Source organism: Leisingera sp. CC-HEC096 (assembly GCF_059429235.1).
In genome coordinates, this window is sequence record NZ_JCAIJS010000001.1 from 778,277 (window position 1) to 793,727 (window position 15,451).

Below are 15,451 nucleotides of genomic sequence, written 5' to 3' on the forward strand. Positions count from 1 at the left end.
GCGTTCCGGCTGCTGCCAGCTGCTGTCAGCAAACTTCCTCTTGTTCGCGATATGTTCTTTATGGGGGCTTGGCGTTTCCGATCGCATTCCCTATCTGTAGGGCGTTCGTCCGCCAAGGGTACGGCGGGCGCGGGTACGGGGGCATTATGGCTGAGCTGAAATCCATCGAAGTGCGCGGCGCGCGCGAGCACAATCTCAAAAGCATCGACGTGGATATTCCGCGCGATGAGCTGGTGGTGATCACCGGCCTGTCCGGCTCGGGCAAGTCGTCCTTGGCGTTCGACACCATCTATGCCGAGGGCCAGCGCCGCTATGTGGAATCGCTGAGCGCCTATGCCCGCCAGTTCCTCGACATGATGGAAAAGCCGGATGTGGACCACATCAGCGGTCTGTCCCCGGCGATTTCGATTGAACAGAAGACGACCTCCAAGAATCCGCGCTCCACCGTGGGCACGGTGACCGAGATCTACGATTATCTGCGTCTGCTGTTTGCCCGCGCGGGCACGCCCTACAGCCCGGCCACCGGGCTGCCGATCGAGGCGCAGCAGGTGCAGGACATGGTCGACCGGATCATGGAGATGGAGGAAGGCACCCGCGGCTATCTGCTGGCGCCGATCGTCCGCGACCGCAAGGGCGAGTACAAGAAGGAATTCCTGGAGCTGCGCAAGCAGGGTTTCCAGCGGGTGAAAGTGGACGGGGAGTTCTATGAGCTCGACGAGCCGCCCGTGCTGGACAAGAAGTTCCGCCATGACATCGACGTGGTGGTCGACCGCCTGGTGGTGCGCGAAGGCATGGAGACGCGGCTGGCGGATTCGCTTCGCACCGCGCTGGACCTTGCTGACGGTATTGCCATTCTGGAGACCGCGCCCAAGGAGGGCGATCCCGAACGCATCACATTCAGCGAGAATTTCGCCTGCCCGGTCAGTGGTTTCACCATCCCCGAGATTGAGCCGCGGCTGTTCTCCTTCAACGCGCCCTTCGGGGCCTGCCCGCAGTGCGACGGCCTGGGCGTCGAGCTGTTCTTTGACGAGCGGCTGGTGGTGCCGGATCAGTCGCTGAAGGTCTATGACGGTGCGCTGGCGCCCTGGCGCAAGGGCAAGTCGCCCTACTTCCTGCAGACCATCGAGGCCATCGCGAAGCATTACCAGTTCGACAAGAATACCGCATGGAAGGATCTGCCCGAGAAGGTGCAGAAGGTGTTCCTCTATGGCTCGGGCGAGGAGGAGATCCAGTTCCGCTATGACGAAGGCGGCCGGGTTTACCAGGTGGAACGCACCTTTGAGGGCGTGATCCCGAACATGGAGCGGCGCTACCGCGAGACCGATTCCAACTGGATCCGCGAGGAATTCGAGCGGTACCAGAACAACCGTCCCTGCCACCACTGCGAGGGCTACCGGCTGCGGGATGAAGCGCTGGCGGTCAAGATCGCCGGGGTGCATGTCGGGCAGGTGGTGCAGAAGTCGATCCGCGAAGCACTGGCCTGGATCGAGGATGTGCCGAACCATCTGAGCCAGCAGAAGCAGGAGATCGCCCGCGCCATCGTCAAGGAAATCCGCGAGCGGCTGGGCTTCCTGAACAACGTGGGGCTGGAATATCTGACCCTGAGCCGCAACTCCGGCACGCTGTCGGGGGGCGAGAGCCAGCGTATCCGCCTGGCCTCGCAGATCGGTTCCGGCCTGACAGGGGTGCTGTATGTGCTGGACGAGCCTTCCATCGGTTTGCACCAGCGCGATAATGACCGTCTGATCGGTACCCTCAAGAACCTGCGCGATCAGGGCAACACCGTGATCGTGGTGGAGCATGACGAGGACATGATCCGGCAGGCGGACTACGTCTTCGACATTGGCCCCGGCGCCGGGGTGCATGGCGGCGAGGTGGTGAGCCACGGCACGCCGCAGGCGATTGCCTCGGACGCAGGCTCGATCACCGGCCAGTATCTGGCGGGGACGCGGGAAATTACGGTGCCTGGCAAGCGGCGCAAGGGAAACAAGAAGAAGATCAAGGTGGTCAAGGCCACCGGGAACAACCTGAAAGAGGTGACCGCCGAGTTCCCGCTGGGCAAGTTCGTCTGCGTGACCGGCGTGTCGGGCGGCGGCAAGTCGACGCTGACCATCGAGACGCTGTTCAAGACCGCCTCGATGCGCCTGAACGGTGCGCGCCAGACGCCTGCGCCCTGCGAAAGCATCAAGGGGCTGGAGCATCTGGACAAGGTGATCGACATCGACCAGCGCCCGATCGGGCGCACGCCGCGGTCTAACCCGGCGACCTATACCGGCGCCTTCACACCGATCCGCGACTGGTTTGCCGGCCTGCCGGAGGCAAAGGCGCGGGGGTATAAGCCCGGGCGGTTCTCCTTCAATGTCAAGGGCGGGCGCTGCGAGGCATGTCAGGGTGACGGCGTCATCAAGATCGAGATGCACTTTTTGCCTGACGTCTATGTGACCTGCGAGACCTGCAAGGGCGCGCGCTATAACCGTGAGACGCTGGAGATCAAGTTCAAGGGCAAGAGCATTGCCGATGTGCTGGATATGACAGTCGAGGATGCGCAGGAGTTTTTCCAGGCGGTGCCGGCGATCCGCGACAAGATGGACGCGCTGATGCGGGTGGGCCTTGGTTATATCAAGGTGGGCCAGCAGGCGACGACGCTGTCGGGCGGCGAGGCGCAGCGGGTGAAGCTGTCCAAGGAGCTGTCGAAACGCTCGACCGGGCGGACGCTGTACATTCTCGACGAGCCGACCACCGGCCTGCATTTCGAGGATGTAAAGAAGCTCTTGGAAGTGCTGCATGAGCTGGTGGAGCAGGGCAACTCGGTTGTGGTGATCGAGCACAATCTGGATGTAATCAAGACCGCGGACTGGATCATCGACATCGGCCCGGAGGGCGGCGATGGCGGCGGTGAGATCGTGGCGGCGGGCACGCCGGAGGCGGTGGCGGATGAGCCGCGCAGCCATACCGGGCGCTATCTGAAGGACATTCTGGCGGCGCGGAAGGTGGCGGCGGAATAAGGGCGGGGCGCTGCGCCGCACTAGAGCGCAGGGGGGCGCTGCCCCTCTTGGCCTTTGGCCAATTCACCCCGGAGTATTTCAGGAAAGATGAAAGGGGGCTGAAACGCCCCTTTTCTTATGCGGGTTGCGCTGCTGACGGGCGGGCCAGCAGCAGCGGCACCAGGAACAGGGCGAGGAAGGCCGAGTTCATCAACACGTTGAACCAGGCGCCGGCGGCGAGGGAGCCGAGGCTGTCGGGAATGTACCAGGCTAAGAGCGCCGGGATAAGGAGACGGCGGCCCAGGGCCGGGTTGGCAGAGTAGACATGCTCTGTCACCAGGTAAATCAGCGCGCAGAAGCCGCACAGCAGGCCGCCGCTGATGGCGGTCATAAGCGACGCGGGGCCGGGTTCCAGCCTCTGCCCGCCATCCAAGGGCAGAAAGGCCAGGTCCAGAAAGAAACCGAGGGCCTGTGAGAGCGGTGTGGCCAGTGCCAGAACCATGGCAAGGCCGAAGGCGGCGGACAGTACCGCGGCGGTTTTGAGCCAGCGGACGGAAGCGGAGCGGGTCATTGGGACCTCCTGTATTGAACTGGCCTTAGCCTGCGGGCAGAGGGGGAGTGAATTCAATTACCTTGGAGGTAAGTGTTTCCGGCAGCTCTTGCTGTAGAGTGGATCAAAGGCAGGAGGCAGCGATGGCGGCGGCATTTGGCGGGGCTTTGAAGAAATGGCGGCAGGTCCGGCGCTTGAGCCAGATGGAGCTGGCGCTGAGCGCCGGAGTGTCGCCGCGGCATCTGTCGTTTCTGGAAACCGGGCGGGCGCAGCCCAGCCGGGGCATGGTGCTGCGGCTGATCGATGAGCTGCAGGTGCCTGCCGCGGCCCGCAACCAGCTGCTGACAGCGGCAGGCCTGGCGCCGGCCTATGTGCAGCGGCCGCTGGAGGATGAGGAACTGGCACCGCTGTGGCAGGCTGCTGAACAGATGCTGGCAAGCCATGAGCCGTTTCCGGCGATGGTTCTTGGCCGCCATTGGCAGCTGCTGCGCCTGAACCGGGCAGCGGCGATGATGCTGGACGCAACGGGGCTCAAACCCGGTGACAGCCTGATCGAAGCGCTGCTGGAGAACGCAGCGCTGCGGGCGGCGCTGGACAATCTGGAAGACGTCGAACGGCACAGCCTGGCGCGGCTTCGGACCGAACTGGCCCACTTTGGGGCCGATCCGGTATTGGAACAGGCGATAGAGCAGTTGCAGCGGAATGTGACGGCGGCAGCGCTGTGCGAAGGCGTGCTGCCCGCGGTGATCCCGGCCCGCTACCGTCTGGGCGGGCAGGTGCTGTCGTTCTTTTCCACCATCACCCAGTTCGGCGGCACCGGCGATCTGGCGATGACGGAACTGCGTATCGAGATGCTGTTCCCGGCCGATGAGGGCACGCGGACGGCTATGCAAATGATGGCCGGGCAGCGGGCCGCCGACTCTGCCACTTAGTTTTTCAGCTCAGACTCAGCGCCGATCAGCCGCAGCACTTTATGCGTTTCCCGGTTGACCTGGTACACATAGCCGCCTGCCTGAACATAGCTGCCGTAGGGGTCGGGCGCCCAGCCGCCGGGCTTGCCGATAAAGGTATAGTTGTCCAGGATGTGGTCGCCGCGGCGGTAGAATTTCTTGGCCTGGCCCGGTGGCACGCAATAGCCGGACTTCTTAGCCATGACATGCGGGCACTGGAAGCTTGCCTGCACCGGGGTGTCAAAACCATTGCCGGCCGCCAGCGGAATCGCCACCGCACAGGCGGCGGCAAGAACGGTGAGGGGAACAAGGTGACGGCGTACCATTTACAGCGGATCCTTTCTTCGCTGCCCTCCAAATAACCGCCCGTGCGGCAATTCCAAGAGCACACGCAAAGGGGTGGCGGCAGGCTGCCGGTTGCCGCTTACGCGGCGGCAATAACCCGCGCTTCGAAGCTGCGCAGCGACAGCCGGGCCGCGGCGCCGCAGCCGCGGCCGGTTTTTGCGCAAAGATCCGGGAACAACTCGCGGATTTCCGCCTGCGTTTCCGCATCAAAGCCCTCGGCCGTTTCCGGACCGGGCTGATAGCTCTCGCTGAGGGCGCCGTTGGCCCAGAGAATCTGGTGGCTGCCGAACAGCAAGTGGAAATACTCCGCCTGCGCCAGATCCAGCGCCGGGCGGATGGTCTTGTCGTTGACCAGATCCTTGGCCTTTACCAGGACTTCGTTTTCGCCGAACAGCAGCTCCGCCAGCGCTCCGGACACCACCATCCGGTGCTGGGGCGAGACATAGAGGTCGCGGGTGTTGCCAAAGCTGCCCGCGGCAAAGCGGATAGGGGCGGTGCCGGGTGTGCAATCAGCGCGGCGGCTGCCGATCCATTGCAACGTCTGGGGGCCATTGTCGTAGGTCAGAACTTCCATGCCGGGGCGCAGATCCTCGACCGCGATCTCGCCGCCTGGAACCCGGATCATGGTGCCGCGCAGGAAACAGGGTACCGTCTGGTTGATCTCCACCAGACCGGTGTCCGAATTGCCCTGGCCGTTGTCCGCCGTGTAATTGAAATAGACGGTTTCCAGGTCGCCGTCAGTGACAACAGTCAGGGTGCCGTCGTCATTCAGGGTGATTTCCTGGCCGGTTGTCAGGGTGACCGTATCACCGGCGGAAACCGCCTGATCATTGATATGGGTGATGGTCAGAGTGCCGCCGGCAGCGGTGCTGTCGTTTTCCAGGACATCAATAACCCTGGTTTTGTTGACCGCGATATCCTCCTGGTCATCCTGCGCGACCACGGCCGTCTGCACTGAGCCGCCGGCAATCAGCAGGTTGGAGTCGTAGCTGCTGTCGGAGGTGTCGGCGACACCGATCTTGAGGGTATTGGTCTCGCCTGCATTCACCGGGGCGACGAAGGTCAGGGTGATGGTGAAGCCGTCCATTTCAGTGTTGAACTGGTCACCGGTATTGTCGACGTAGATGTTTTCAGTGCCGCCGTTGATATTGCCGATCGAGGCGGTGCCGTCGCCGATGGACACTTGCGCTTCAACCCCGTTCACCCAGACGCCGACGACGTCGTTGTACTGGGAGTTGATGAACTCGGGGTATTCCTCCGAGGAGAGCACGAAGTCGATGGTCAGCGTGTCGCCGTCCGGGATGAACTCGATCTCCATGAAGGAGGCGTCGCGGGTGGCGGCACCGGCCAGGGCATCAAAGTCAGCGTCCCGGTCTACGCCGGAGGTGTTGGTGCTGGTGTTGGCGCGGACATTGGTATTGGCGGAGCCGTCACTGTTGGTGAAGTCACGGGCATAACCCGTTGACAGGATCACACCCGAGTCGGCGGGCGCCACGCCAGGCGTGCTGGTGTCGGCGCCCGAATAGATGCCCGATGACAGATCATCGCCGCTGTAGCTGGCGCTGGTGACGGTGACGCCGTCGCCAAAGATCTCCTCCGCCATCTGGGTGGCGGTGGCGGAAGTGTTGATGTTCAGTTCCGTTGCCGTGGCCATTTCGGGCTTCTTGCCTCCGGGTGTGCAAGGATTTGCGGTTGCTTACCGGAATGGTGCCGAACTTGGACAGAACTGTGGCAGGCTGGTGCCCGAAATCTGGAGTTTACTCGAATTTTAAGGGCATTGTCGAAGACCAGAAGAAAAAGGCAGCCTGTTCCGGGCTGCCTTTCAAAACGTCGCACCGGCTGCCAGAGGGCTGCCGGTGCGGTCAAGTCCGCTCAGCTCTCCCGGCTGCGCTTTTCAAAGCGGGGCAGCATGGCGGAAAAGTCCATGCCCTTGCCGTCTTCTTCCTCGACGAATTTCTTGTAAAGCGCCATGGCCAGTTCGCCCATCGGGGTGTCGGCGTCGGCGCTCGCGGCGGCCTGCTGGCTGAGGCCCAGATCCTTGAGCATCAGCTCGGCCGCGAAACCCGGCTGGTAGTTGTTGTCGGCCGGCGATTGAGGGCCGACGCCGGGGGCCGGGCAATAGGCGTTCATGGTCCAGCTGTAGCCCGAGGAGGTGGAAACCACATCGAACATCTTCTGCCGGTCCAATCCCAGCTTGTCGGCCAGCGCAAAGGCCTCGCAGGTGGCGATCATGGTGACGCCGAGGATCATGTTGTTGCAGATCTTGGCGGCCTGTCCGGCGCCGGCCTCGCCGCAATGCACCGCCTTCTGGCCCATGATATCGAACAGCGGCTCCGCTGCGGCAAACGCCTCTGCCGAGCCGCCTGCCATGAAGGTCAGGGTGCCGCCCGCCGCGCCGCCGATGCCGCCGGAGACCGGCGCGTCCACGAACATGAGCCCTGCGTCCGCGGCCTGTCCGGCCACCGCGCGGGCGGATTCCACGTCGACGGTGGAGCAGTCGATGAAATTGGCGCCCTTGGCCATGGCCGGGATCAGCTCATCGGCAACCGAGCGCAGGATGGCGCCGTTGGGCAGCATGGTGATCACGGCATCGGCGCCGGCTGCGGCCTCGGCACCGGAGGCGGCCATCGTCACGCCCTCGATGCTGACATCGGCCATGTCAAAGCCGGTCACCTCGTGGCCTGCCTTGGCCAGGTTAGCGGCCATCGGGCCGCCCATGTTGCCAAGTCCGATAAATCCGATCTTCATGCGAGTTCCTCCTCAAATGTCAGCGCATCCGCGCCGAGCGGCGCCAGCATGTCCTCCACCGCTGATGCGGGCACTGCCTGGCCGGCGTATTGCCACTGCGGATTGCGGTCCTTGTCAATGATCTGGGCGCGGATGCCTTCCAGAAAATCGCCCTTTTCCATCGCGCGGTATGTATAGCGGTATTCCAGGTCCAGTGCGCGGCGGATGGCGGGGCCATCGGCGCGCAGGCGGCGCAGCATCGCCAGGGTGCAGGCCATCGACAGCGGAGAGTTGCGGTTCAGGGATTTCAGCGCAGCAGCAGCAAATTCGCTGCCGTCTGCCTCAAGACCCTGCAGGATATCTTCCAGGCTGTCCTTGCCGAAATGCTTGGCAGTATACTCCCGGACCCCGCGCAGCTTGCCTTCGGGGGCGGGTTTGGCCGCGTCCTCTACCAGTTTGGCGGAGCCGGTCTCTTCCAGCCCGGCAATCAGCTCAGGCCATTGATCCTGCGGGATGAAATAATCGGCAAAGCCTGCGAGAATGGCGTCATCCGCGCCCATCCGCGCTGCGGTCATGCCGAGGTATTCGCCCAGGTGGTCCGGCGCCAGCGCCAGCATCAGCGAGCCGCCCACATCGGGCACCAGCCCGATACCGACTTCCGGCATGGCGATCTGGCTGCTTTCGCCGACCACCCGGTGGGTGCCGTGGCAGCCGATGCCGACGCCGCCGCCCATGGTGAAGCCCTGCATGAAGCTGATCACCGGCTTCTTGTACTCAAAAATCCGCGCGTTCAGCCGGTATTCATCCCGCCAGAAGGTGCGGCCATAGGAATAGTCGCCCTTGGTGCCGGTATCATAAAGCTCGGCAATATCGCCGCCCGCGCAGAAGGCCTTGTCGCCCTCGGCGTCAATAACCACCAGCTTGACGGTGTCATCGCCGGCCCAGTCGCGCATGGCGGCGTCGATGGCCATGCACATGTCATAGCTCATCGCGTTCAGCGCCTTGGGGCGGGTAAAGGTGATGCGGCCGGCCTGGCCGGATTTGCGGATATGGATATCACTCATCGGGCGTGCTCCGTCAGTATGTGTTGCCGCGGGCAGTGTGCTGATTGCAGGTTACTCTGCAATCAGCTGGCGCGCGACGATCAGGCGCATGATCTCGTTGGTGCCTTCCAGGATCTGGTGCACCCGCAGGTCGCGCACGATCTTCTCGACGCCGTAGTCGGCCAGGTAGCCGTAGCCGCCGTGCAGCTGCAGGCAGCCGTTGGCGACGTCAAAGGCGGTGTCGGTGACCATCAGTTTTGCCATGGCGCAGAACTTGGTGGCGTCATGCGCACCAGTGTCCAGCTTCCACGCCGCCTGGCGCAGGAAGGTGCGGGCGGCCTGCAGGCGGGTTTCATATTCCGCCAGCCGGAACTGCAGCGCCTGGAACTGGTTGATGGATTTGCCGAAGGCCTTGCGCTCGGACATGTATTGAACGGTCTGGTTCAGCGCCGCCTGGGCGCCGCCCAGAGCGCCGGCCGAGATATTCAGGCGGCCGCCGTCGAGACCCGCCATGGCGTAGGAGAAGCCCTTGCCTTCCTCGCCGATCAGGTTGTCCGCGGGGATCGCGCAATCATCGAACTGCACCTGCGAGGTGGGCTGCGCCTTCCAACCCATCTTGTCCTCCAGCGCGCCGAAGGAGAGGCCTGGGTTGCCATCCTCAACCACCACGGTGGAGATCCCCTTGGGACCGTCTTCGCCGGTGCGGCACATCACGACATAGGCGTCGGAGTAAGAGCCGCCGGAGATGAACGCCTTGGTGCCGTTCAGCGTGTAGCCTTCATTGGTGCGCTCGGCGCGGGTTTTCAGCGCCGCCGCGTCAGAGCCCGATCCGGGCTCAGTCAGGCAATAGGAGAAGATCTTCTCCATGGTGCAAAGATCGGGCAGCCACTTCTGCTTGGTCTCTTCCGAGCCGAACTTGTCGATCATGCCGCCGCACATGTTGTGGATCGACAGGAAGGAGCCAACCGCCGGATCAGCCATCGCCAGCGCTTCGAACACCAGGGTGGCGTCGAGGCGCGAGAGACCGGATCCGCCGTACTCCTCTGAGACGTACAGGCCGCCAAAGCCAAGCTCTGCCAGTTGCGGCCACAGGGATTTGGGGATGGTGCCAGCCTTTTCCCACTCACGGGAATGCGGCGCGATGTTCTCTTGTCCAAAGGCTTGGGCCATGTCGAAGATGGCCTGCTGTTCCTCTGTGAGTGCGAAATCCATGTTCAGCTCCTCCCGTCGCGCAATGAATTGAACAGTTGTTTATTTAATAGCGCCGGCAGGACGTTGAGGCAAGCTGCGCAAATGCAAAGCCGCCGTGCAGCAATGCCGCAGGGCGGCGCGCGCTTGATGAGGAGAATGTTAAGAAACTTCGGCGAAACTCTGTCTCAAACCGATCACTCGCAGGTGAATCCTGCCGGGGCATTCCAAAAGGAGTAAACGCAGTGTCGAATTCAGGGGCGCAGCATTTTCTGGCTTCAGAGCAAAACGGGTCTGGCCGCAGCCCCACCGGTGAGCCGGACTTCACCAATGCGGTGACCAGCAATCTGCGGGCCAATTTCGCGATGGATATTCGGCATGGCATGATGGGCGTCCGGGACGCCTCGCCCCAGGAACATGCAGAACAGCTGCGAAAGCTCGCCACCCGGTTGGCGGTGGAAGGCAAGCGCACGGATGCGGTCTACCTGCTCAAGCAGGCCCTGGAACTGGACCCCAAGAACCGATTGGTCCACACCACACTCGGGGAAGTTCTGGAACTGATGGGGCTGCCTGAAAAAGCAATCCTGCATCACGTCGACGCGCTGCGCCTTGAGCCGAACAATCCGGAATGCCTCGCCTATATCGGAAGTTATCTGATGCGGGTTTCGCAAGACGAAGAAGCAATCAACTACTTCCAGGATACGCTGAAATTCGATCCGTCCAACGACGTGGTCTTTGCCCGCCTGATGTATCTGAAGCGGCGCCAGTGCGATTGGACGGATGTAGGCAAGGCGCTGAAAAGGGTCAAGAACCACTCCAAGAGCACCACCTCTGTCGATCCGTTCTCATTTCTGAGCATCGTGGACGATCCTGAAATTCAGATGAACCACTCGATCAAGGCGGCCAGCGCACAGAAGTTGCGCAACTTCGACACTGGCGGTTTCACGGCGCCTTTGGCCAAGTCCGGCAAGATAAAGATCGGGTATTTCTCCTGCGACTTCCTGGATCACGCCACCATGTACCTGATTGGCCGGATGCTGGAGATGCACGACCGCAGCCGGTTCGAAATCTACATCTACGACTACGGCGCAATGACCGACCAGGACGGCCGCCAGCGGGCCGAAGACGCGGCGGATGTCTACCGGCAGATTTCGGGGATGCCCAGCGAAACGATTACCGCTATGGCGCGCGAAGACGGCCTCGATATCGCGGTCGATTTGAAGGGGCATACAAACGGAAACCGGATCAATCTGTTTGATCACCGGCTGGCGCCCATTCAGGTCTCTTACCTTGGTTACCCGGGAACCAGCGGCGTTGAGGCGATGGATTACATGGTTGCAGATCCGATTGTCGTGCCGCCGAAGTACCGCAGGTTCTATACCGAAAAAGTGCTGTATATGCCGGATTGCTACCAGTCCAACGACGACCGGCGGAAGGCGTCCGAATTCAAGCCTACACGGGCAGACATGGGCTTGCCGGAAAACGGTGTGGTGTTCTGCTCCTTTAACAGCCCCTACAAGGTTTCGCCGGACGAGTTCGGCATCTGGATGAAACTTCTGAGGCTGGTACCGGGCAGCGTGCTCTGGTTTTACGCGGCTAACGGTGCGGTGCAGAAGAATATCCGCGCCGAAGCCAAGAAGCGCGGCGTCAATCCGGAGCGCGTTGTCTTTGCCGGTCATGCAGAGCAGGAAGACCACCTGGCCCGCCTGCCGCTGGCGGACATCTTCCTGGATACGTTCAATGTGAATGCCCACACCACGGCAAGTGACGCACTTTGGGCCGGCGTGCCGGTGGTGACCAAGATCGGCAAGCAGTTTGCCGCACGTGTTGCTGCCAGCCTGCTGCACTCAACTGGTCTGGATGAGCTGACGGCGGCGACGCCGAACCAGTATCAGGCACTGGCTCTGAAACTTGCCCGCGATCCGGAATATCTGGCGGATGTGAAGGCCCGCGTGAAGGAGGGCATCCGTAATGGCCCGTTGTATGACACTGAGACTTTCACACGGAACTACGAGGCGCTGATGGAAAAAGCCGTGGCGCGCTTTGATACCGGGTTGAAGCCTGACCACATAAGCCTGGGCTAAGGGCGGGCGGTAACAAAGAAGGGGCGCGGATAACTCCGCGCCCCTTCTTTCTGCAGGCAGCTTAGCTCTTGCGGAGTTCCCGGTTCAGAGCAGCCGGACCTGGGTGCCGACTTGCACCAGCTCATACAGTTCTTCGACGTGCTGATTATAAAGACCGATGCAGCCAGAGGAGCTTTGGCGGCCGATCTTGCGGGTGTCGTGGGTGCCGTGCACCAGGTAGGCGGGCCAGTCCAGATACATTGCCCGGGTGCCCAGCGGGTTGCCCGGGGCGCCGCCTTCGATGCGGACCGGCAGCGTCGGGTCGCGCTCGCGCATCGACTGGGTCGGGGTCCAGCTGGGGTTCTCCGCCTTGCGCACGATTTTGGAGTAGCCGCGCTTGGTCAGATCTTCGGTCATGGGTACGGAGGAAGGGAACAGGCGGTAGGTCTCTCCGTCCGGGCCCCAGTAATGCAGGGCGCGGGAGCTGATGTCGGCCAGCAGGCAACCGGCGCCGAGCTGTTCAAAATGATCCTGCCAGTCCTGCTGTGAGAACGCAGAGACATTGCGCTGAACCGGAACCTCCTCACGGATGGCCGGTTCGTTCTGCGGGAAGGCGTCTGTCGACTGCGCGCGCAGGATGGCCGGGGTGGCCAGGGTCGCGCCCAGGCCCATCAGGGTGGCGCGGCGGGTGATGCGGAGTTTTGTCATTTTTCCATCTACCGTGCTGCTCAAAAACTCCGGGCAAGATAATCACCCGCACGGGAATTTCCAGAGGTGTCAAAGAGCTGCGGCAGCGCTTCACGTGTTTGTGTAGGGCCGGGCGGCAAGATATTGCCGCCCGGCGCCGGTCAGTGCGTCAGGCGTAAAGCTTGCGGGCCTGGGCAAAGGACAGCAGGCGGCAGCTGTCTTCATCCCAAAGGTGCAGACGCGCATTGGCCAGGCTTTCGCGGATGGTCATGCGGTTGCCCTCCGCCAGCTCTGCGTGGTCGCGCAGCACTTCAGTCAGGCGGTAGAACGGGATACGGCTGTAAAGATGGTGCACGTGATGAATGCCGATATTGGCGCTGAGCCATTGCAGAACCGGCGGCAGCACGTAGTGCGAGCTGCCGTGCAGGGCGGCGTCATGCAGCTGCCAGTCTTCATCCTGCGTCCACTGGGTGGTTTCAAACTGGTGCTGCACATAGAACAGCCACAGGCCGGCAGTGGCGGCGATCAGGGTGGCGGGCAGGAAAATCAGCAGCAGCGGCATCAGGCCGCCGAAATACCAGATCAGCCCCAGCGCCGCGAGGATCGACGCATTGGTGCCCATGGCGCTGATCCAATAGCGCGCCTGCCCGGTCAGGCCGTAGGGAATGCGGTTCTGCAGGAAGAACAGGTATCCGGGGCCGATACCGAACAGGGTCACCGGGTGGCGGTAAAGCCGGTAGACCAGCCGCTCCCAGCGGCTGGCGGCGCGGTATTCGGCGACGGTCATCGTGTGAATGTCGCCCATGCCGCGCTTGCCGAGGTTGCCGTGGGTGCTGTGGTGGATCGAATGGGTTCGGCGCCAGACGTCATAGGGTGTCAGCGTCAGCACCCCGATGATGCGGCCCACCCAGTCGCTGACATGGCGGTTGGTGAAGAAGGAGCCGTGGCCGCAGTCATGCTGGATGGTGAACAGGCGCAGCAGGAAGGCTGCGATACAGACGGATAGCGCGAGGGTCAGCCAGTAGCTGATCGAGAGCGACCACCAGGCCAAGGCCCAGAGCAGCAGGAAGGGGACCACCGTCACCGCCAGTTCGAAAGCACTGCGCAGGTGGCTGGGTTCGCGGTATTGGGCCAGGATCTTGACCCAGTCGCGGGCGGTTCTTGCAGCCGTCTTCGGCTGGTTCGGGTCGGGTGTCTTGCTCATGCGCCTGCCGTCTGTTTGTCCGTTGCTGACCGGATAGACGAGTTACGCGGCGGAACAAGGGAAATTTGGCCGAAATCCTTATTTTTAACCCCGACCGTGCCGGTAAAAGCGCCGCCCGTCGTGGTGGCGGGTCTGCACTAGGCTGCCCCAACAGAAAAAGGCCCCGGAAAATCCGGGGCCTTTTCTGATTTGCAGGCAGTGGGTTAGTCCATTGCCTTGAAGTTGAACTCGCCGCCTTCCTTGATACCCGAGGGCCAGCGGGAGGTCACGGTTTTGGTCCGGGTATAGAACTTGAAGCTGTCCGGGCCGTGCTGGTTCAGGTCGCCGAACATCGACTTTTTCCAGCCGCCGAAGGTGTGGTAGGCCAGCGGCACCGGGATCGGCACGTTAATGCCAACCATGCCAATGTTCACGCGGGAGGCGAAGTCACGCGCGGTGTCGCCGTCACGGGTGAAGATCGCGGTGCCGTTGCCGTACTCGTGGTCCATCGCCAGCTTCAATGCTTCCTCGTAAGTGCCTGCACGCACAGTGGAAAGCACCGGGCCGAAGATCTCCTGCTTGTAGATGTCCATGTCCGGGGTTACCCGGTCGAACAGGTGCGCACCGACAAAGAAGCCGTCTTCATAGCCTTGCAGTTTGAAGTCGCGGTTGTCGACAACCAGTTCCGCGCCCTGGTCGACGCCGGACTGGATCAGGCCCAGGATACGTTCCTTGGCGGCCGCGGTCACAACCGGGCCCAGGTCGACGTCGTCGCCTGCGGTGTAGGGGCCGACTTTCAGTTTCTCGATGCGCGGGATCAGCTTTTCGATCAGCTTGTCGGCGGTTTCCTCGCCAACCGGAACCGCAACCGAGATCGCCATGCAGCGTTCGCCGGCCGCGCCGAAACCTGCACCGACCAGCGCGTCAGCGGCCTGGTCCAGATCGGCGTCGGGCATCACGATCATGTGGTTCTTGGCGCCGCCGAAGCACTGGGCGCGCTTGCCGTTGGCGGTGGCGCGGGAATAGATGTACTGCGCAATCGGGGTGGAGCCCACAAAGGACACGCCCTGGATGATTTCGCTGTCCAGGATGGTGTCAACAGCCTCGCGGTCGCCGTTCACCACCTGGAACACGCCTTCGGGCAGGCCTGCTTCGACGAACAGTTCGGCCAGCATCAGCGGGACGGAGGGGTCGCGCTCGGACGGTTTCAGCACCACGGCGTTGCCGCAGGCCAGCGCCGGGCCGACATGCCACAGCGGCATCATGGCCGGGAAGTTGAACGGCATGATCGAGCCGACAACGCCCAGCGGCTGGCGCATCGAATACATGTCGATGCCGGGGCCTGCGCTGTCGGTGAACTCACCCTTCAGCATCTGCGGCGCGCCGACGCAGTATTCGATCACTTCCAGGCCGCGCTGCAGGTCGCCCTTGGCGTCCGGGATGGTCTTGCCGTGCTCGCGGCTCAGCGCCTCGGCCAGCTTGTCCATGTCGCGGTTCATCAGGCCAACCATCGCCATCATGACACGGGCGCGCTTCTGCGGGTTGGTGGCGCCCCAGGCGGGCTGCGCCGCCGCGGCCTTTTCGATGGCGTCGGTGGTTTCAGCAACGCTTGCCATCGGGCATTTGTACTGCACTTCGCCGGTTGCCGGGTTGAAAACATCGTCAAAACGGCCCGAGGTGCCGGAGACAATCTTGCCGTTGATAAAGTGGCCGAGTTCTTTCATCGGATCC

Annotated in this window: 12 protein-coding genes; 3 read left to right on the top strand and 9 right to left on the bottom strand. The window is 62.6% G+C overall.

Going from position 1 to position 15,451, the window contains the following annotated elements; genetic code table 11:
* Positions 1 to 146: 146 nt before the first annotated feature.
* Positions 147 to 3,005, top strand: coding sequence for an excinuclease ABC subunit UvrA (gene uvrA, locus AC5STI_RS03920; RefSeq protein ID WP_495445656.1), 2,859 nt, complete (start codon positions 147 to 149; stop codon positions 3,003 to 3,005).
* A 115-nt stretch (positions 3,006 to 3,120) separates the two neighbouring features.
* Here uvrA and AC5STI_RS03925 read toward each other — a convergent pair whose 3' ends face one another.
* Positions 3,121 to 3,555, bottom strand: coding sequence for an excinuclease ABC subunit A (locus AC5STI_RS03925; RefSeq protein ID WP_495445657.1), 435 nt, complete (start codon positions 3,553 to 3,555; stop codon positions 3,121 to 3,123).
* A gap of 122 nt (positions 3,556 to 3,677) precedes the next feature.
* On the opposite strand from AC5STI_RS03925, the gene AC5STI_RS03930 reads away from it, so the two are divergent.
* Positions 3,678 to 4,466 carry a helix-turn-helix domain-containing protein gene (locus AC5STI_RS03930; RefSeq protein WP_495445658.1) on the top strand — a complete coding sequence of 263 codons (789 nt, stop codon included), beginning with the start codon at positions 3,678 to 3,680 and terminating at the stop codon, positions 4,464 to 4,466.
* On the opposite strand, the gene AC5STI_RS03935 is transcribed toward AC5STI_RS03930, so the two are convergent.
* From AC5STI_RS03935 to AC5STI_RS03955, 5 genes are all read right to left on the bottom strand, one after another.
* Complete coding sequence (locus AC5STI_RS03935) at positions 4,463 to 4,810, bottom strand: excinuclease ABC subunit A (RefSeq protein ID WP_495445659.1); 348 nt, start codon at positions 4,808 to 4,810, stop codon at positions 4,463 to 4,465. The genes AC5STI_RS03930 and AC5STI_RS03935 overlap by 4 nt on opposite strands.
* Before the next feature lie 98 nt (positions 4,811 to 4,908).
* Positions 4,909 to 6,483: a choice-of-anchor L domain-containing protein gene (locus tag AC5STI_RS03940; RefSeq protein WP_495445660.1), complete on the bottom strand. Its 1,575-nt coding sequence runs from the start codon at positions 6,481 to 6,483 to the stop codon at positions 4,909 to 4,911.
* Between the two features lie 218 nt (positions 6,484 to 6,701).
* Positions 6,702 to 7,577, bottom strand: a complete 876-nt coding sequence (gene mmsB, locus AC5STI_RS03945; protein ID WP_475051888.1) for a 3-hydroxyisobutyrate dehydrogenase — start codon at positions 7,575 to 7,577, stop codon at positions 6,702 to 6,704.
* Positions 7,574 to 8,620, bottom strand: coding sequence for an enoyl-CoA hydratase/isomerase family protein (locus tag AC5STI_RS03950; protein WP_495445661.1), 1,047 nt, complete (start codon positions 8,618 to 8,620; stop codon positions 7,574 to 7,576). Before AC5STI_RS03950 ends, mmsB begins: the two co-directional genes overlap by 4 nt.
* 51 nt (positions 8,621 to 8,671) lie before the next feature.
* A complete protein-coding gene (locus AC5STI_RS03955) occupies positions 8,672 to 9,811 on the bottom strand; it encodes an acyl-CoA dehydrogenase family protein (protein WP_495445662.1) in 1,140 nt (379 codons plus the stop codon).
* A gap of 221 nt (positions 9,812 to 10,032) precedes the next feature.
* Between AC5STI_RS03955 and AC5STI_RS03960 the strand changes: the two genes are divergently transcribed.
* Positions 10,033 to 11,871 (top strand): O-linked N-acetylglucosamine transferase, SPINDLY family protein, encoded by a 1,839-nt coding sequence (locus AC5STI_RS03960; protein ID WP_495445663.1) that lies wholly within the window; start codon positions 10,033 to 10,035, stop codon positions 11,869 to 11,871.
* A gap of 84 nt (positions 11,872 to 11,955) precedes the next feature.
* Here AC5STI_RS03960 and AC5STI_RS03965 read toward each other — a convergent pair whose 3' ends face one another.
* The 3 genes from AC5STI_RS03965 to AC5STI_RS03975 form a co-directional block, all read right to left on the bottom strand.
* Positions 11,956 to 12,558, bottom strand: a complete 603-nt coding sequence (locus tag AC5STI_RS03965) for a L,D-transpeptidase (protein ID WP_495445664.1) — start codon at positions 12,556 to 12,558, stop codon at positions 11,956 to 11,958.
* Positions 12,559 to 12,706: 148 nt separating this feature from the next.
* Positions 12,707 to 13,741: a fatty acid desaturase gene (locus AC5STI_RS03970; RefSeq protein WP_490397506.1), complete on the bottom strand. Its 1,035-nt coding sequence runs from the start codon at positions 13,739 to 13,741 to the stop codon at positions 12,707 to 12,709.
* 203 nt (positions 13,742 to 13,944) lie between these two features.
* Positions 13,945 to 15,444, bottom strand: coding sequence for a CoA-acylating methylmalonate-semialdehyde dehydrogenase (locus tag AC5STI_RS03975; protein ID WP_490397505.1), 1,500 nt, complete (start codon positions 15,442 to 15,444; stop codon positions 13,945 to 13,947).
* Between the last annotated feature and the right edge of the window lie 7 nt (positions 15,445 to 15,451).

Bases quoted from the DNA above. Each gene is read 5' to 3' on its own strand.
- AC5STI_RS03965 (WP_495445664.1), bottom strand. From the start codon at position 12,558: ATGACAAAACTCCGCATCACCCGCCGCGCCACCCTGATGGGCCTGGGC.
- uvrA (WP_495445656.1), top strand. From the start codon at position 147: ATGGCTGAGCTGAAATCCATCGAAGTGCGCGGCGCGCGCGAGCACAAT.
- AC5STI_RS03925 (WP_495445657.1), bottom strand. From the start codon at position 3,555: ATGACCCGCTCCGCTTCCGTCCGCTGGCTCAAAACCGCCGCGGTACTG.
- AC5STI_RS03930 (WP_495445658.1), top strand. From the start codon at position 3,678: ATGGCGGCGGCATTTGGCGGGGCTTTGAAGAAATGGCGGCAGGTCCGG.
- AC5STI_RS03970 (WP_490397506.1), bottom strand. From the start codon at position 13,741: ATGAGCAAGACACCCGACCCGAACCAGCCGAAGACGGCTGCAAGAACC.
- AC5STI_RS03975 (WP_490397505.1), bottom strand. From the start codon at position 15,444: ATGAAAGAACTCGGCCACTTTATCAACGGCAAGATTGTCTCCGGCACC.
- mmsB (WP_475051888.1), bottom strand. From the start codon at position 7,577: ATGAAGATCGGATTTATCGGACTTGGCAACATGGGCGGCCCGATGGCC.
- AC5STI_RS03955 (WP_495445662.1), bottom strand. From the start codon at position 9,811: ATGGATTTCGCACTCACAGAGGAACAGCAGGCCATCTTCGACATGGCC.
- AC5STI_RS03935 (WP_495445659.1), bottom strand. From the start codon at position 4,810: ATGGTACGCCGTCACCTTGTTCCCCTCACCGTTCTTGCCGCCGCCTGT.
- AC5STI_RS03940 (WP_495445660.1), bottom strand. From the start codon at position 6,483: ATGGCCACGGCAACGGAACTGAACATCAACACTTCCGCCACCGCCACC.
- AC5STI_RS03950 (WP_495445661.1), bottom strand. From the start codon at position 8,620: ATGAGTGATATCCATATCCGCAAATCCGGCCAGGCCGGCCGCATCACC.